At 60.1% G+C, this 16,278-nt stretch carries 15 protein-coding genes; 5 read left to right on the plus strand and 10 right to left on the minus strand.

The window, feature by feature from the left end; translation table 11 throughout:
- Window positions 1-140: 140 nt before the first annotated feature.
- The 9 genes from panC to dksA form a co-directional block, all read right to left on the minus strand.
- A complete protein-coding gene (gene panC / locus NMB39_RS04360) occupies window positions 141-992 on the minus strand; it encodes a pantoate--beta-alanine ligase (protein ID WP_464006261.1) in 852 nt (283 codons plus the stop codon).
- Window positions 989-1,789: a 3-methyl-2-oxobutanoate hydroxymethyltransferase gene (panB, locus tag NMB39_RS04365; RefSeq protein ID WP_494339600.1), complete on the minus strand. Its 801-nt coding sequence runs from the start codon at window positions 1,787-1,789 to the stop codon at window positions 989-991. Before panB ends, panC begins: the two co-directional genes overlap by 4 nt.
- 363 nt (window positions 1,790-2,152) lie before the next feature.
- A complete protein-coding gene (gene folK / locus NMB39_RS04370) occupies window positions 2,153-2,638 on the minus strand; it encodes a 2-amino-4-hydroxy-6-hydroxymethyldihydropteridine diphosphokinase (RefSeq protein ID WP_494339599.1) in 486 nt (161 codons plus the stop codon).
- 2 nt (window positions 2,639-2,640) lie between these two features.
- The gene (locus tag NMB39_RS04375; protein WP_494339598.1) at window positions 2,641-4,044 is read right to left on the minus strand and encodes a polynucleotide adenylyltransferase PcnB; all 1,404 of its coding nucleotides are present in this window, start codon (window positions 4,042-4,044) and stop codon (window positions 2,641-2,643) included.
- A gap of 697 nt (window positions 4,045-4,741) precedes the next feature.
- A complete protein-coding gene (locus NMB39_RS04380; RefSeq protein ID WP_494339597.1) occupies window positions 4,742-6,181 on the minus strand; it encodes a sigma-54-dependent transcriptional regulator in 1,440 nt (479 codons plus the stop codon).
- A 22-nt stretch (window positions 6,182-6,203) separates the two neighbouring features.
- The gene (locus tag NMB39_RS04385) at window positions 6,204-9,158 is read right to left on the minus strand and encodes a sensor histidine kinase (RefSeq protein WP_164484458.1); all 2,955 of its coding nucleotides are present in this window, start codon (window positions 9,156-9,158) and stop codon (window positions 6,204-6,206) included.
- Window positions 9,142-9,318 (minus strand): hypothetical protein, encoded by a 177-nt coding sequence (locus tag NMB39_RS04390; RefSeq protein WP_003176118.1) that lies wholly within the window; start codon window positions 9,316-9,318, stop codon window positions 9,142-9,144. The genes NMB39_RS04385 and NMB39_RS04390 overlap by 17 nt, the downstream gene beginning before the upstream one ends.
- A gap of 62 nt (window positions 9,319-9,380) precedes the next feature.
- Window positions 9,381-10,268, minus strand: coding sequence for a tRNA glutamyl-Q(34) synthetase GluQRS (gluQRS, locus tag NMB39_RS04395; protein WP_198719414.1), 888 nt, complete (start codon window positions 10,266-10,268; stop codon window positions 9,381-9,383).
- Window positions 10,269-10,351: 83 nt separating this feature from the next.
- A complete protein-coding gene (dksA, locus tag NMB39_RS04400) occupies window positions 10,352-10,786 on the minus strand; it encodes an RNA polymerase-binding protein DksA (RefSeq protein WP_005791430.1) in 435 nt (144 codons plus the stop codon).
- 320 nt (window positions 10,787-11,106) lie between these two features.
- On the opposite strand from dksA, the gene NMB39_RS04405 reads away from it, so the two are divergent.
- Complete coding sequence (locus NMB39_RS04405; RefSeq protein ID WP_494339596.1) at window positions 11,107-12,279, plus strand: pyridoxal phosphate-dependent aminotransferase; 1,173 nt, start codon at window positions 11,107-11,109, stop codon at window positions 12,277-12,279.
- On the plus strand, window positions 12,279-12,992 hold the full coding sequence (sfsA, locus tag NMB39_RS04410; RefSeq protein WP_494339595.1) for a DNA/RNA nuclease SfsA: 714 nt from the start codon (window positions 12,279-12,281) through the stop codon (window positions 12,990-12,992). Before NMB39_RS04405 ends, sfsA begins: the two co-directional genes overlap by 1 nt.
- Here sfsA and NMB39_RS04415 read toward each other — a convergent pair.
- Window positions 12,989-13,306, minus strand: coding sequence for a Rieske (2Fe-2S) protein (locus tag NMB39_RS04415; RefSeq protein ID WP_046069537.1), 318 nt, complete (start codon window positions 13,304-13,306; stop codon window positions 12,989-12,991). The two genes, sfsA and NMB39_RS04415, sit on opposite strands and share 4 nt — an antisense overlap.
- A 155-nt stretch (window positions 13,307-13,461) precedes the next feature.
- On the opposite strand from NMB39_RS04415, the gene NMB39_RS04420 reads away from it, so the two are divergent.
- Genes NMB39_RS04420 through NMB39_RS04430 form a run of 3 tightly spaced genes read left to right on the plus strand, consistent with a single transcriptional unit; the run spans window position 13,462 to window position 16,141 of the window.
- Window positions 13,462-14,340 carry a heme/hemin ABC transporter substrate-binding protein gene (locus tag NMB39_RS04420; RefSeq protein WP_046069536.1) on the plus strand — a complete coding sequence of 293 codons (879 nt, stop codon included), beginning with the start codon at window positions 13,462-13,464 and terminating at the stop codon, window positions 14,338-14,340.
- Window positions 14,337-15,374 (plus strand): FecCD family ABC transporter permease, encoded by a 1,038-nt coding sequence (locus NMB39_RS04425; RefSeq protein ID WP_046069535.1) that lies wholly within the window; start codon window positions 14,337-14,339, stop codon window positions 15,372-15,374. The genes NMB39_RS04420 and NMB39_RS04425 overlap by 4 nt, the downstream gene beginning before the upstream one ends.
- Window positions 15,374-16,141, plus strand: a complete 768-nt coding sequence (locus NMB39_RS04430; RefSeq protein WP_494339594.1) for a heme ABC transporter ATP-binding protein — start codon at window positions 15,374-15,376, stop codon at window positions 16,139-16,141. Before NMB39_RS04425 ends, NMB39_RS04430 begins: the two co-directional genes overlap by 1 nt.
- Window positions 16,142-16,278 lie beyond the last annotated feature (137 nt).

The raw sequence follows: 16,278 nt of genomic DNA on the forward strand, positions 1-16,278 counted from the left end.
TCCAGACAGCGCTAACCGTAGCGCAGGGCGATTACATTAAACCTAGCGTGTCGATATGTCTTGGCTTTGTCTGCGCTGTGGCCGGTACTTTTTTATACCGGCACGGCGGTGGGGGCAACAGGTTGTGGATTTAAAGAGGGTCAGGCGAGATTCAGGTGCAGGTTATCAATCAGGCGTGTCGTGCCCAGATAAGCGGCGACCAGGATCACCACATCACGGTCTTGCGCTGTGGCCGGACGCAAGTGCACACCTTGGCGTATTTCCAGATAATCCATGCGCAACCCGGCGTTCTCAATGTGCTGGATCTGTTCGGCGCGCAGCTTGGCGAAATCACGCTCTCCGCTTTTGATGGCCGTGGCTATCTGGTTGAGGGCGCGATACAGCACCGGCGCGACGGCGCGTTGCTCCTCGGTGAGGTAACCATTGCGCGATGACAGCGCCAGGCCATCCTCTGCGCGTACGGTGGGTTCGCCGATGATCTGGATCGGCATGTTCAGGTCATGGACCATGGCGCGGATCACCGCCAGTTGCTGGTAATCCTTCTGACCAAATACGGCGATGTCCGGCTGGACCATGTTGAACAGCTTGCTGACCACCGTGGCCACGCCTTCGAAATGCCCTGGGCGGCTGGCACCACACAAGCCTTCGGACAGCTGTGGAACGCTGACGCGGGTCTGGCCGGTCATGCCACCTGGGTACATTTCCTCGACGGTAGGCGCGAACAGCAGGTTGCAGCCGGCTTGCAGGAGTTTTTCCTGATCGGCGGCCAGCGTGCGCGGGTATTTATCCAGGTCTTCGCCGGCACCGAATTGCAACGGGTTGACGAAAATGCTCGCCACCACGAAATCCGCTTGCTGCGCGGCCTTGGTCACCAGGGTCGCGTGGCCGCTGTGCAGATTGCCCATGGTGGGCACGAAGCCGATGCGCTTGCCGGCACTGCGGGCGTGGGTAACCGCGGCGCGCAGTTCACGCAGGGTTTTAACGGTGTTCATGCCGAGAACCCGTGTTCGATGCCCGGGAAGATGACGGCTTTGACCTCGCCTACGTAAGCACTCAGCGCAGCGTGGATGCTGGTCTGGCCGGCCATGAAGTTCTTCACGAACTTCGGTACGTGACCGGTCATCGACAGGCCGAGCATGTCGTGCAGTACCAGCACCTGGCCATCGGTGGCGGAACCGGCGCCGATGCCGATCACCGGCACTTTGACGGCCTGGGTGATTTCTGCGGCCAGTTCGCTGGGCACGCACTCCAGCACAATCATCGCGGCACCGGCTTGTTCCAGGGCGATTGCGTCGGCGCGCATCTGGCGCGCCTGGGCTTCATTGCGGCCCTGTACCTTGTAGCCGCCGAGGATGTTCACTGACTGTGGTGTCAGGCCCATGTGCGCGCATACCGGTACACCGCGTTCAGCCAGCAGCCGGATCGACTCGGCCAGCCACACGGCGCCTTCGACCTTAATCATGTGGGCGCCGGCTTGCATCAGCTTGCCGGCGTTCTGGAAGGTTTGCTCCAGCGTGGCGTACCCCATGAACGGCAGGTCCGCGATGATCAAGGCGCCGTCGTTGCCACGCTTGACGCTGGCGGTATGGTAGGCAAGTTCATCCGTGGTCACGGGCAGGGTGCTGTCATTCCCTTGAAGAACCATGCCCAGGGAATCGCCTACCAACAATACTTCAACCCCGGCCTGGCAACAGGCGTTGGCGAAGGTGGCGTCATAGCAAGTCAGCATGGTGATTTTTTCACCCTTGAGCTTGAGGCTCTGCAAGGTGGTCAGGGTAATGTCTGGCATGAAAAGGGTCCTCGTTCAGGCGCTTGGAAACAGCGAGTAACGCGCGTGAGTCTTCGTTTATACAGGCGCACTGTCTTGAAAGCAGTGCTTATAAGGCCTGAATTGCGCCCTGTAGCGCCGGGTTGGCGGCAGCGGGACGCCTATAGTCGTGAGGAGGACACGGGAAGTCAATTGGATGTGTTACCGCATTGTTACGATGGCGGTGTTACCGCTGTTACTGACGCGATTCAGCAACTTGAGCGCAGTATCGCGGCACAGGCGATCAAGTGTGGGAGCTGGCTTGCCAGCGACGGCATCAGGTCGGTATAGCTGACACACCGAGTCGTTTGTATCGCAGGCAAGCCAGCTCCCACATTGACCGAGTCATTCTTGAGGGAGGCGTTCCAGGCCGACGAATGGGCAGGTGGTGAGCAGGTCGCTCAAGCGGTGCCCGTCAGGCAGTTGCAGGGTGGTGGGAGCCAACTCGGCCAGCGGATACAACACAAACGCCCGCACGTGCATCTGGTAGTGCGGCACCTTCAGGCGCGGCTCATCGATCAAGTGATCGCCAAACAGCAGGATATCCAGGTCCAGCGTGCGTGGGCCCCAACGCTCATGGCGCTCGCGGCCCTGATCCTTCTCGATGGTTTGCAGTGCATCGAGCAGATCCAACGGGGCCATGTTGCTGTCCAGGGCCGCCACCGCGTTGGTGAAGCGCGGTTGGCCTGGAAGCAGGGAGTCGCTTTGATAGAACGCGGAGACACCGGCGAGGGTGGTGTCTGGCAGTTGCGCCAGGGCTGTGATCGCGCGGCGCAATTGCTGGTCCGGGGCAGCGAGGTTGCTGCCCATGCCGATGTAGATACGCTCCACGCTTATTCCCCTGCGGCGCCCGAGGCGTCGGCGGCGCTGCGTTTACGCTTGCTACCGCTGCGGCGCCGCTTTTTCGGCCCTTCACCGGTACTATCGCCTTTACTACCCAGCTCGCGAATCATTTCGCGGCGCTGGCTGTCATTGGCGTCCTGATAGTCGGTCCACCATTCGCCCAGGCCATCGGTCTGCTCGCCGGCACTTTCGCGCAGCAGCAGGAAGTCGTAGCCAGCACGGAAGCGCGGGTTGTCCAGCAGCAGGTCGGCACGTTTGCCGCTGCGGCGCGGCAGGCGCTCCTGCATGTCCCAGATCTCGCGGATCGGCATGGTGAAGCGTTTTGGGATGGCGATGCGTTGGCACTGTTCGGTGATCAGCTCGTGTGCCGCTTCTTGCATGGCCGGGATCGGCGGCATGCCACGGTCCTGCAGGCGCAGCACCCGCTTGGGCAGGGCAGGCCACAATAGGGCGGCAAACAGGAACGCTGGGGTTACCGGTTTGTTCTGCTTAATGCGCAGGTCAGTGTTGACCAACGCTTCGCTGATCAGCGTGTGGGTATACGTTGGGTTGTATTCCAAGGCCTCGGCGCTGGCCGGGAACAATGGATCGAACAACTGCAGGTCGACAAGCATTTCGAAGGTGTCGGCGGCATAGCCCGAGAGAAACAGCTTGAGCACTTCCTCGAACAGGCGCGCCGAGGGAATTTCCCGCAGCATTGGCGCCAGCTCGCGAATCGGCGCAGCGGTGTGTTTCTCGATGCCGAAGTTGAGCTTGGCCGCGAAGCGCACGGCACGCAGCATGCGCACCGGATCTTCCTGGTAGCGCTGCGTCGGGTCGCCGATCAGGCGGATCAAGTTATTGCGAATGTCGTGTACGCCATTGGCGTAATCGAGGATGCGCTCGCTGACCGGGTCGTAATACAAGGCATTGATGGTGAAGTCGCGACGTTGCGCGTCTTCCTCCAGGGTGCCGTAGACATTGTCGCGCAGGATGCGCCCGCTTTCGTTGCGGGAAGACTGATTGGTGTCTTCCTCTTCGTCGTTTTGCGGGTGGCCGGCGCGGAAGGTGGCGACCTCGATGATTTCGCGTCCAAAGTGGATATGCACCAACTTGAAGCGCCGGCCGATGATGCGTGCATTACGAAACTCGGCACGTACCTGTTCAGGCGTGGCGCTGGTGGCGACGTCGAAATCCTTGGGCGTGATATTGAGCAGCATGTCGCGTACGCAACCACCCACCAGGTAAGCCTGGTAGCCGGCGTTCTGCAAACGTTCGACGATGTTCACTGCATAACGGCTGAATTGAGCCCGTTGCAGTGAATGCTGGCTGCTATTGAGCACTTCAGGCGTGCTGCGTTTGTGTTGCGTTCGACGCAAGGGAGAACGGAATGACTGGAACAACTTCTTCAGCATGGGATGCACTGTTTGAAGGAATGTTCGGCCATAACGAAGAATGACCGCATGATGGGCCGGGATTCTAGCATTTAGTCGGGGGATGGTGTAGGAACAAGCTACAGGCATTGCGCCATAAGCTTCAGAACGTCAAATGCCGGAAACTACAAGGGGAGCCGAAGCTCCCCCAGAAGTAGTTGCGTGCTCTATTTTTATTATTGGTTTCGGGCTTCTTGTTTTTGTTGATCGCCCTCGCCATGAAGCTTCACCTTCATGACACTCCCAATTGGGAGTCAAGAGCAAACGGATTGCTTTGGTCGCTGTGTTGCTGATCTACGATCCAACCAGTACAGGCTCTGCCTTAGGGCAGTTTTTGTTGTTCTCGGCCTGGTTGCGGGGCAAGCCCCAAATGCAACGCCTCTCCAAAAGAATCAGTTAGCTGCGCCTCCGCCGTGTTGTTTTTGTTATGCGTGAGTCGATTCGTCTTATTTTTATTGTCTTGTACAAAGCTTGTTATTGTTTTTGTACTAAGCATATAGCAGGGTGCGTGCCAACTTTTGCGCCGGCCAGCAAAAACGGGGGGTTGAGGTGGTTTTGTGGTTTTGGGGGCCGAAAAAAAGCCGGGGCTTCGTTACCGTAAGCCCCGGCTTCTGTTACGTGAAAAGTCAGCGGTAACAGTTTTTTCACATCAGCAGGTGTTACCTGGAGGGGCGCACCCTCAGCTTTCGCTGGCGACTCCGGTCTTGCGCCGTGGAATGCCCAGGCGCTGACGCCGTTCCCACAGGCATTTGCGACTCACCCCCAGCTTGCGTGCCAGCTCGGTCTCGGTCATATGGTCCTGATGTTCGAGGACGAAATGCTGGAAGTAGTCTTCCAGTGACAAATCTTCCGTCGGTTCATGGCTGGTATTGCTAGCGCCGCCCTGTTGCGGGGCCAAGCCAATAAAATCATCGTCGTCCAGGTCACTGAGCTCGATATCGATACCCAGCAACTCGGCGGAAATCTCCGGGCTCTCCGACAGAATCACCGCGCGTTCGACAGCGTTCTCCAGTTCCCGCACGTTACCCGGCCACGAGTAATGCCGGATCGCCTGCTCGGCGTCTGCGGCAAACTTCAGGTCGGTACGGTTGATGCGCGCACTCTGGCGCAACAGGAACGCACTGGCGATCTCGTTGACGTCGGCGCCGCGCTCGCGCAGGGCCGGCAGCTTGAGGGCGATCACGTGCAGACGGTAATACAAGTCTTCACGGAACTGGCCGATCTTGGCCAGGCTCTTGAGGTCACGGTGTGTCGCAGCAATCAGTCGCACATCGACCTTTTGCGATTGCACCGAACCTACGCGTCGAATCTCGCCTTCCTGCAGCACCCGCAGCAAGCGGGCCTGGGCTTCCAGGGGCAACTCGCCTATCTCATCGAGGAACAAGGTGCCGCCGTCTGCGGCTTCCACCAACCCCGCGCGCCCGGCGCTGGCGCCAGTGAACGCGCCTTTTTCGTGGCCGAACAATTCGGACTCGATCAGGGATTCGGGGATCGCCGCGCAGTTCACCGAGATCATCGGTGCCTTGGCACGCTTGGACAGGTTGTGCAGGGCGCGGGCTACCAGTTCCTTACCGGTCCCCGACTCGCCCTGGATCAATACATTGGAGTCGGTCGGCGCTACTTTGCGGATCTTGCTGTACAGATCCTGCATCGGTGGGCAGGAGCCGATGATGCCGATCTCGCCGTTGCTGTTGTCGACGCTTGGCTTGTCGGCGCCGTTGGTCGTTTTACCGGCTGGGCGCTGTTCGGCAGGCGCGCTGCTGGCCGATTGACGGTCACGCAGGATGCGGGCCACGGCCTGGAGCATTTCATCGTGGTCGAAAGGCTTGGCAATGTAGTCCACCGCGCCCATCTTCATCGAGTCCACCGCCGAGCGCAGGCTGGCGTAGCTGGTCATGATCAGCACCGGGGTGCCTTGGCCCAGCTTGATCAGCTCGGTGCCCGGGGCTCCTGGCAGGCGCAGGTCGCTGACAATCAGGTCGAACGTGGGAATGCTGAATCGCTCTTGGGCTTCCTGCACCGAGCCGGCTTCGCTGACCTGATACTGATTACGTTCAAGCAGGCGGCGCAAGGCAGAGCGGATAATGGTTTCGTCTTCGACGATCAAAATGTGCGGCATTGATTCAATTCTCTCGACGGTCTCAGTTCACAGCGGACGTCGCTTCGACATGACGCGGCAAGGTCACCCTGATACGGGTGCCGCGTTGGCTTTCTGTGTCAGCCGGGCTGTCGATGGTGATTTGTCCATAATGCTCTTCAACGATGGAATAGACCAGTGCAAGGCCCAGACCGGTACCTTCACCGGGGTCCTTGGTGGTGAAGAAAGGTTCGAACAATCGGTCCATGATGTTCTGTGGAATGCCGCTGCCTTCGTCTTCCACGATCAGGTCGATCGTATGCTCGAAAGCCTCGCTCTTGACGCGTACCGCGCTGCCGGCCGGCGACGCGTCGCGTGCATTGGACAGCAGGTTGATCAGCACTTGGGCCAGGCGTTGTGAGTCGCCATCGACCCAATGTTCCGGATCACACAGATTGAAGAACTGTACTTCGAAATTGCGTCGGTTCAAGGCCAGCAGCCCAATGGCATCCTGCGCCACTTCGGCCAGGCACACCGCTTCATCCTGATTCCGATGCGCGCCGGAGTGGGCGAAGCTCATCAGTGACTGCACGATGCGTGAGACGCGCTTGGTCTGCTCGAGGATTTGTCCGCTGATTTCGGTGATTTCACCGTCTTCTTCACGCTCTTCCCGCAGGTTCTGCGCAAGGCAGGCGATACCGGTGATCGGGTTGCCGATTTCGTGGGCCACGCCCGCCGCCAGGCGGCCAATGCTGGCCAGGCGCTCGGAATGCACCAGCTTGTCTTCGAGCATTTGTGTGTCGGTCAGGTCTTCCACCAGCAATACCAGGCCGCTGTTACCAGGCGCAAGGGGCTCATCGATGGCAGCCTTGTGCAGGTTGAGCCAACGGGTCTGACCGTCGAGGGCCAGGTGTTGTTTATGCAGGTGCTCATCGGGCAGGTTGATAAAGCCCAGGAGCAGTTCTTTCCAGGGATCGCCCAGGGTATTAAGCCGCGAACCCACCACTCGTTGCGCGGCGATGCCGGTGAGTTCTTCCATAGCCTTGTTCCACATCAGGATCTCCTGGTCCTTGGCCAGGGAGCAGACGCCCATTGGCAGTTCCTGCAGGGTCTGGCGGTGGTAGCGGCGCAGGGCGTCGAGCTCGGCGGCCAGGCCGGTGAGGCGCGAATGGTAATCCTCCAGCCGGCTTTCGATGAAATGGATGTCTTCGGTGACGTAGTTTTCGCCGCCAGCCTTGTAGGGCAAGAAGGTTTCCACCATGTCCTGGGAGACGCTGGGGCCCATCAGGCCGGAGAGGTTGGCCTCGATACGGTCGCGCAGACGGCGCAGGGCGTAGGGGCGGCGCTCGTCAAACGGCAGGTAGAGGTCACGCAGTGCCTGCTCGACTTCCTTTTGCGCCGCCTTCGCGCCCAGGGGCTTGGCCAGCTGCGTGGCGAACTCCTGGGGCGAGGCAGCATGCAGCTCGCGGCGTTGCGGGCGGCGTACGTTGTCCACCGCGCAGGCTTCGGCGGCGCTGGTTTCTTCGGGGCTGGCGTTGGTGAACAGTGAGATCAGGGTAAACATCAGTACGTTGGCAGCCAGCGATGCAATGGCCGCCATGTGCCAACTGGTGTCGTCGAGCACGTAGATCATGTTCAGCAACGGGATGTAGAAACCCTGCAAATTTCCGACCAGCGGTAGCAGCATGGTGACAACCCAAACCAGGATTCCCGCCAGTAGCCCGGCAATAAAGCCACGGCGATTGGCGGTTGGCCAGTACAGCACCGACAACACGCCCGGCAGGAACTGCAAGGTGGCAACAAACGCGACGATGCCGAGGTTGGCCAAGTCTTGCCCGGCGCCAAGCAGCAGGTAGAACCCGTAGCCAGCCATGATGATCGCGATGATCAGCGCACGGCGGGTCCATTTCAACCAGCGGTAGATATTGCCTTCGGCCGGCGGCTGGTACAGCGGCAGCACCAGATGGTTGAGCGCCATGCCCGAGAGCGCCAGCGTAGTGACAATGATCAACCCGCTGGCCGCCGACAAACCGCCGACATACGCCAGCAGCGCCAGGGCCGGGCTGTTGGCGGCAATGCCGATGCCCAGGGTGAAGTACTCAGGATTAGTGGTGGCCCCCAGTTTCAGGCCGGCCCACAGGATCAGCGGCACCGCCAGGCTCATCAGCAGCAGGAACAGCGGTAATCCCCAGCTGGCGCTGACCAGCGAACGGGGGTTGAGGTTTTCGGTGAAGGTCATGTGATACATGTGCGGCATTACGATCGCCGAGGCGAAGAACACCAGCAGCAGTGTGCGCCAGGGGCCTTCCTGCAAGGGAGTATGCAAGGCGGCGAGGGCAGTCTGGTTTTGCAGCAGCCAGAGTTCCAGCTGTTGCGGGCCGTCGAACACACCGTAAAGCGCATAAAGGCCGACGCCGCCGATGGCGATCAGCTTGATGACCGACTCAAAGGCAATCGCAAACACCAGGCCTTCGTGCTTCTCACGGGTGGCGATATGACGCGAGCCGAAGAAAATCGTAAACAGGCTGATCAGCGCGCAGAAAGCCAGGGCAACAAGGTGTTGTACCGGCTCGCGGGTCAGGATGCTGATGGAGTCGGCTACCGCCTGGATTTGCAAGGCCAGTAATGGCAGCACGCCGATCAGCATGAAAATCGTGGTCAGCGCGCCGGCCCAGGTGCTGCGAAAGCGAAAGGCGAAGAGGTCCGCCAAGGACGACAACTGGTAGGTACGGGTGATTTTCAGGATCGGGTAGAGCAGCACCGGCGCCAGCAGGAAGGCGCCGGACACCCCCAGGTAGCTGGAGAGAAAGCCGTAGCCGTACTGATAGGCCAGGCCTACCGTGCCATAGAACGCCCAGGCACTGGCGTACACGCCCAGGGACAAGGTGTAGGTCAGCGGATGGCGAATGATCGCCCGCGGAATCATCCCGCGCTCACTGATCCAGGCCACGCCGAACAACGCAGCCAGGTAGGCGGCGCTGATCAGCAGCATCTGGGTGAGGCTAAAGCTCATCGGCATCTTTTTGGCTCTGCAGGATGAAAGTCACGACGATCAGGATCAGCCACAGCAGATAGGGGCGGTACCAGGCGCCCGTGGCGTCGATCCACCAATCCATGATGGCGGGGGAAAACAGGTAGATCCCGACGACCAGCAGCAGGACCAATCGATAGATGTACATGTTGGCCTCTGATTAAAAATCTGCGGCGATGGTAACGGATGGCTGGCAACCTGCAAGCGCCTTCAGCTCAATTGCGCTTCAGCCAACGTGAGTGTGCGTGGGATGCGGGTGGCGTCCCAGTGTGCAATGCCCCAATCCAGCAGTTCCCGTGGGCTGGCGTGCAGCAGTTCATCGCCGGCTGGCTGGCCAAGGGCGCGCAGGGCCCGGAGCAGCAAAGGCGTGGCCTGGTCGGCCGTCAACGGCGGTGAACGGTAGGATTTGCCCAGCTTGTGGCCGTCCGGCTGTACGATCAGCGGCACATGCAGGTAACGCGGCTGGCGCAGGCCCAGTAGCTCTTGCAGGTACAGCTGGCGCGGTGTGGAGTCGAGCAGGTCGGCGCCGCGCACGATGTCGGTAACCCCTTGCCATGCGTCGTCGAGGACCACGGCCAATTGGTAGGCGTAGAGGCCATCGCGGCGACGGATGATGAAATCGCCCGCATCGCGGCCCAGATGCTGTCGGAACTCACCCTGTACGCGATCGGTAAAGTGGTATTCCAGTTCGGGTACGCGCAGACGGATGGCGGCATCTTGCTGATCGTGGCCGGCATTACGGCACAGGCCGGGGTAAATCCCGTTATAGGGTTCCAGCTGTTTACGTGAGCACGTGCAGGCGTACGCCAGGCCGTGGTTGAACAAGTCATTCAGCACTTTGGCGTAGGCATCATGCCGCTTGCTCTGTCGGACCAGATCGCCATCCCATTCAAAGCCGTAGCTTTCCAGAGCATGCAGAATCGCTGCCTGGGCGCCGGGCTCTTCACGCGGTGGGTCGAGATCTTCCATGCGCATCAACCAGCGACCCTGGTGGGCGCGAGCATCGAGGTAGGAGGCGAGGGCGGCAACCAGGGAGCCGAAGTGCAAATGGCCGCTGGGCGTGGGGGCGAAACGCCCGATATAGGTAGAGGCTGTCATGGGCCGGATACTACTGCAAAAGCGGTAAACGCCAGAAACAAAAATGGGGCGTTAGCACGCCCCATTCGTTCAGTTCGGCAGGGTTATTTGCCGACCTGTTTTTCCTTGATTTCAGCCAAGGTCTTGCAGTCTACGCACAGGTCCGCGGTTGGGCGGGCTTCCAGGCGGCGAATACCGATCTCGACGCCGCAGGATTCGCACCAGCCATATTCCTCGTCTTCGATCAGTTGCAGGGTCTTGTCGATCTTCTTGATCAGTTTACGCTCGCGATCACGGGCGCGCAGTTCGAGGGCGAATTCCTCTTCCTGGCTGGCACGGTCGGCCGGGTCCGGGAAATTGGCTGCTTCGTCCTTCATATGGTCAACCGTGCGGTCGACTTCCTGCATCAAGTCCTGTTTCCACTGCTTCAGGATTTTGGAGAAGTGCTCGCGCATGGGCTTGCCCATGTATTCCTCGCCCTTCGACTCAACGTAGGGTTGGAAGCCGCTGATGCTCTGTTGCTTTGCTTGGGTGGACATGAATAGACCGCCTCTCACTCTTCTAATCCATTGCGCAGGATTGCAACGTCACCGACACCTGCCGGCCCTGCGGCTGCAAGCGGGCGAACTTACCAGATAGATTCAGGGTGCGCCACTCCCGGTTGTCGAGCTCCACGACAAAGGGGTTGCAAACTGCAACAGCCCGCCATGGCTGGGGATGTACCCGCTCGAATGTTGATTTTAGTCGTTTTACAGGCGCCTGCCGGGCTCATCTTGGATGGCCGAGCAGGCAATAGAGCATGTTTTACCGCGAGGGTTCGGTAGAATCCTGATTTTGTCCTCACCGTTAAGGAAGGCTAATGGCTCAGCCCTACAGTGCGCGCAGTCGCGCTATCGAACCTTTTCATGTCATGGCGTTACTGGCACGGGCCAATGAGCTGCAGGCCGCCGGCCATGATGTGATCCACCTGGAAATCGGCGAGCCGGATTTCACCACGGCCGAACCGATCATCCAGGCCGGCCAGGCCGCACTGGCGAACGGCAAGACCCGCTATACCGCCGCCCGTGGGTTGCCCGAATTGCGCGAGGCCATCAGCGGGTTTTATCAGCAGCGTTACGGTTTGAGTGTCGATCCCGAGCGCATTCTGATCACCCCCGGTGGCTCCGGCGCCTTGTTGTTAACGAGCAGTCTGCTGGTAGACCCAGGCAAGCACTGGTTGCTGGCGGACCCGGGGTATCCTTGCAACCGACATTTCCTGCGGTTGGTAGAAGGCGCGGCCCAGTTGGTGCCGGTGGGGCCGGAGGTGCGCTACCAATTGACCGCAGACTTGGTTGCCAGGCATTGGGACCAGGACAGTGTGGGTGCGCTGGTCGCGTCTCCGGCCAATCCCACCGGGACTATTCTTACGCGGGGCGAATTGGCCGGGCTGTCCGATGCAATCAAGGCACACGACGGGCACTTGGTGGTCGACGAGATCTACCATGGGTTGACCTACGGCACAGACGCCGCCAGCGTACTGGAAGTCGACGATGACGCCTTTGTCCTGAATAGTTTTTCGAAGTATTTCGGCATGACCGGCTGGCGCCTGGGGTGGCTGGTAGCGCCGCCGGACGCGGTCAGTGAACTGGAGAAATTGGCGCAAAACCTCTACATCAGCGCGCCGAGCATGGCCCAATACGCCGCCTTGGCCTGTTTCACCCCGCAAACACTGGGCATTCTTGAAGAGCGCCGCGCTGAATTCGGTCGACGTCGCGACTTCTTGCTGCCTGCATTGCGCGAGTTGGGATTCGGCATTGCTGTAGAGCCGGAGGGTGCATTTTACCTGTACGCCGATATCAGCGCGTTCGGCGGTGATGCCTTCGCGTTCTGCCGTCATTTTCTCGAAACCGAACATGTGGCCTTTACGCCTGGGTTGGACTTTGGCCGTTATCAAGCCGGTCACCATGTGCGGTTTGCCTACACGCAAAACCTCGATCGGCTACAAGAGGCGGTGGAACGCATCGCGCGTGGCTTGCGGAGCTGGCAAGGCTGATGCGATTTCATCCTCCTCTCGAAGAAGCGCGGCTGATTCGTCGCTACAAACGTTTTCTCACCGATATCGAAACCGTTACCGGCGAGTTGCTCACCATTCACTGCCCGAACACCGGCTCGATGCTCAATTGCATGGTCGAAGGTGGCCAGGTCTGGTTCAGTCGTTCCTCCGATCCCAAGCGCAAGTTGCCGGGCACTTGGGAAATTGCTGAAACGCCTCAGGGACGGCTGGCGTGTGTCAACACGGCACGCGCCAATCAACTGGTGGAAGAAGCACTGCGTGCCGGTGTGATTACTGAACTCAATGGCTTCACGGCGTTGAAGCGTGAAGTACCTTATGGTCAGGAGAAGAGCCGGATCGATTTTCGCCTGGATTACCCGCAGGGTGCCGCGTTCGTCGAAGTCAAAAGCGTGACCTTGGGCTTTGACGACACTTCGGTGGCGGCCTTTCCTGATGCGGTGACGCAGCGCGGGGCCAAGCACCTGAGAGAGCTGGCTTACCTGTCACGAACAGGCGTGCGAGCGGTGCAGTTGTATTGCGTGAATCTATCGGGAATCGATGCGGTGCGCCCCGCCGTGGAAATCGACGCTGCCTACGCTGGCGCTTTACGTGAGGCCAAGGCCGCGGGCGTCGAGGTGCTGGCGTATGGCGTACGGGTCACGCCGCAAGAGATTTACATCGAGCGTCCACTGCATGTGCTGCTTGGTAGCTAGAGTTCTACCCATAATCCCTGTGCGTCTTCCCGACCAGGCAAGGCCGTGAGGCTCTGGCCTGCACAGGGGCCGGCGATGCATTCGCCGCTTTCGATCAGGAACAGTGCGCCATGGGTGGCGCATTGGATCAGGCTGGCGCTGGCATCGAGGAAGCGGTCGGGCTGCCATTCCAGCGGGATACCGCGATGGGGGCAGCGGTTGAGATAGAAGTAGGCAATGCCGTCCCGGCGCACAGCCAGCAGCTTGCAGCCGTCGATCTCAAAACTGCGGCTGCTGTTGGGGGCGAGGCCGCCTGAGGCGCAGAGAAACTTCATTTCAATCCTTAAGTGCCTTGACGTTCAAATGCAAACAATTATCAAATGCCCGCTTCGCCCGTCAGTTGACTGGGTGCTCAATACGATGCCTGGCAGGGATTATCTGTCACATCGATGAGTGCTTGAGTGGCCCTGCCTAGGAAGGAAACCCTGTTATGCGTCTGAGTACCAGCGCAATTGCGCTTGTTGCCTCACTGCTGGTCAACCACGGGGCGCAAGCCTCTGAGCTGCCACAGCGCTGGGTCAGTGCCGGAGGGGCGCTATCGGAGTGGGTAGCGGCGCTGGGCGGTGAATCGAAATTGGTCGGGGTGGATACTACCAGTCAGCATCCCGAATCGCTCAAGGCTTTGCCGAGCATTGGCTATCAACGGCAGTTGTCGGCCGAAGGTATTCTCAGCCTGCAACCGCAAATCCTCGTGGGCACCGAGGAAATGGGGCCACCACCGGTTCTGGCGCAGATTCGCAATGCTGGCGTGCAGGTGGATATGTTTTCGGCCCAGCCGGATCTGCCGACCTTGAAAGACAACCTTCAACACCTGGGGAAGTTGCTCGGCAGTGAGGCCAAGGCCAACACGTTGTTTGCCGGATATGAGCAGGCGCTTGAGCAGCAAAAGAATTGGGTGAACAAGGCCCAGGCCACGCAAAGGGCGCCGGGTGTTCTGTTGCTGCTGGGCAATGCCGGTGGCAAGCCGCTGGTTGCTGGCAAGGACACGGCCGCCGATTGGCTGTTGCAGCAGGCCGGCGGGCGTAATCTGGCCACGCACACGGGCTACAAACCGTTTTCAGTGGAGTCGCTGGCAGGGTTGAGCCCGGATGTGCTGGTGTTTGCTGATCGCGCCCTCACCGGCGATGCGGCGCGGGCAGCCTTGTTCAAGGAAAATCCGATCCTTGCGTCTACACCTGCAGCCAAGAGCGGGCGAGTGTTTGAGCTGGATCCGACCCTACTGGTGGGAGGCCTGGGGCCGCGGTTGCCACAAAGCTTGGTGAAGCTGTCCGCCGGGTTTTATCCGTCCCAGGCCAAGCCTGCTCCATGACCACTCTGGTCAAGCCGAAAACACTGTTCATCGGGCTGTCGCTGTTATGTCTATTGGCGATCTGGCTCTCATTGGCCCTGGGCCCGGTCAGCCTGCCATTGGTGGACACGCTCAGGGCTGCTTTAAGACTGATGGGGGTGCCGATTGAAGCAGCAGGCTTGGAACAAGCCGAGTTGATCCTGGGGCAGATTCGCCTGCCACGAACTTTGCTGGGCCTTGCGGTCGGCGGGGTGCTTGCGTTGTCAGGGGTAGCGATGCAGGGATTGTTTCGCAACCCGCTGGCCGATCCTGGGTTGGTGGGGGTGTCCAGCGGCGCAGCATTGGGGGCGGCGGTGGCGATTGTCGGCGGTTCGTTTTTTGGCGGGCTGCCGGATGCCTTCGGGCCGTACCTGTTGTCGTTGTGCGCATTTCTCGGTGGCCTGGGCGTCACGGCGCTGGTCTATCGGCTGGGGCGTCGCAATGGCCAGACGAATGTTGCGACGATGCTGCTTGCTGGTATCGCGCTTACGGCGCTGGCCAGTTCGGCGGTCGGGCTGTTTACCTATTTGGCCGATGACGCCACTTTGCGCACCCTGACGTTCTGGAACCTCGGCAGCCTCAATGGTGCGAGCTATTCGCGGTTGTGGCCCTTGCTGCTGGTGAGCGCGGGCGTGGCGCTGTGGTTGCCGCGTCGGGCGAAGGCATTGAATGCGCTGTTGTTGGGAGAGTCTGAGGCCAATCATCTGGGCATCGATGTAGAGGGGCTCAAGCGTGAATTGGTGTTCTGCACGGCCTTGGGCGTCGGTGCGGCGGTGGCGGCGGCAGGGATGATTGGCTTTGTTGGCTTGGTGGTGCCGCACCTGGTACGGCTGCTGGCGGGGCCGGATCATCGGGTGTTGCTACCGGCCTCGGTGCTGGCAGGGGCAAGTTTGTTGTTGTTTGCGGACCTGGTGGCACGCCTGGCGCTGGCGCCCGCGGAGCTGCCGATTGGTATTGTTACTGCATTTATCGGTGCGCCATTTTTCCTCTACCTGTTACTGCGGGGGCGCGCCTGATGCTGCGAGTCGATGCGTTGCAGATACGGCGTGGGCGTAAAACCGTGCTGGCCGATGTCACCTTGAACCTGTTGCCGGGCGAAGTACTGGGCGTGCTGGGGCCGAACGGTGCCGGCAAAAGTACCTTGCTGGGGGCGCTTTGCGGGGAGTTGCAGCCTGATCAGGGCAGAGTGTGGCTGGATCAGCAAGAGTTGAAGAGCCTGGACGGCGCGCAGCGTGCCCAGCGCCTGGCGGTGTTACCGCAAAGCTCAACCCTGGATTTTGCTTTTCGTGTCGAAGAGGTGGTAGGCATGGGGCGCTTGCCCCATCAGACCGGGCGAGTGCGCGATGACGAAATCATCAATGCGGCGCTGCAAGCGGCGGATGTCGGCCACTTGAGTGGTCGCAGTTACCTGGCTTTGTCGGGGGGCGAACGGCAGCGTGTGCATCTCGCGCGGGTATTGGCGCAGTTATGGCCGGGTGAGGCGGGGCATACGTTGCTGTTGGATGAGCCGACGTCGATGCTCGATCCTTTGCACCAGCACACCACATTGCAGGCCATTCGCAGCTTTGCCGACAAAGGCGCTGCCGTGCTGGTGATCCTGCATGACTTGAACCTGGCCGCGCGTTACTGCGACCGGATCCTGTTGCTGAAAGACGGACGCCCCCATGCCTTGGATACGCCCTCTAAAGTCCTGCAACCTGAACCGCTAAAGGCCGTCTTTGGCTTGGAGGTTCTGGTACAGCGACATCCGGAGCGGGGGCACCCGCTGATTATTGCGCGCTGAGCTCAGTTATGTGCGGGCAAAAAAAGACCCGGCAAGAGCCGGGTCAAATAACCGTGATTAGCCTGATGAGGAGATAATCTGAGAGTCCGAACCAATGGTCTTTCAGTTATCGGCTGATCTCGCGACCAGTTGTGATA

Source organism: Pseudomonas sp. FBCC-B545, assembly GCF_059134095.1.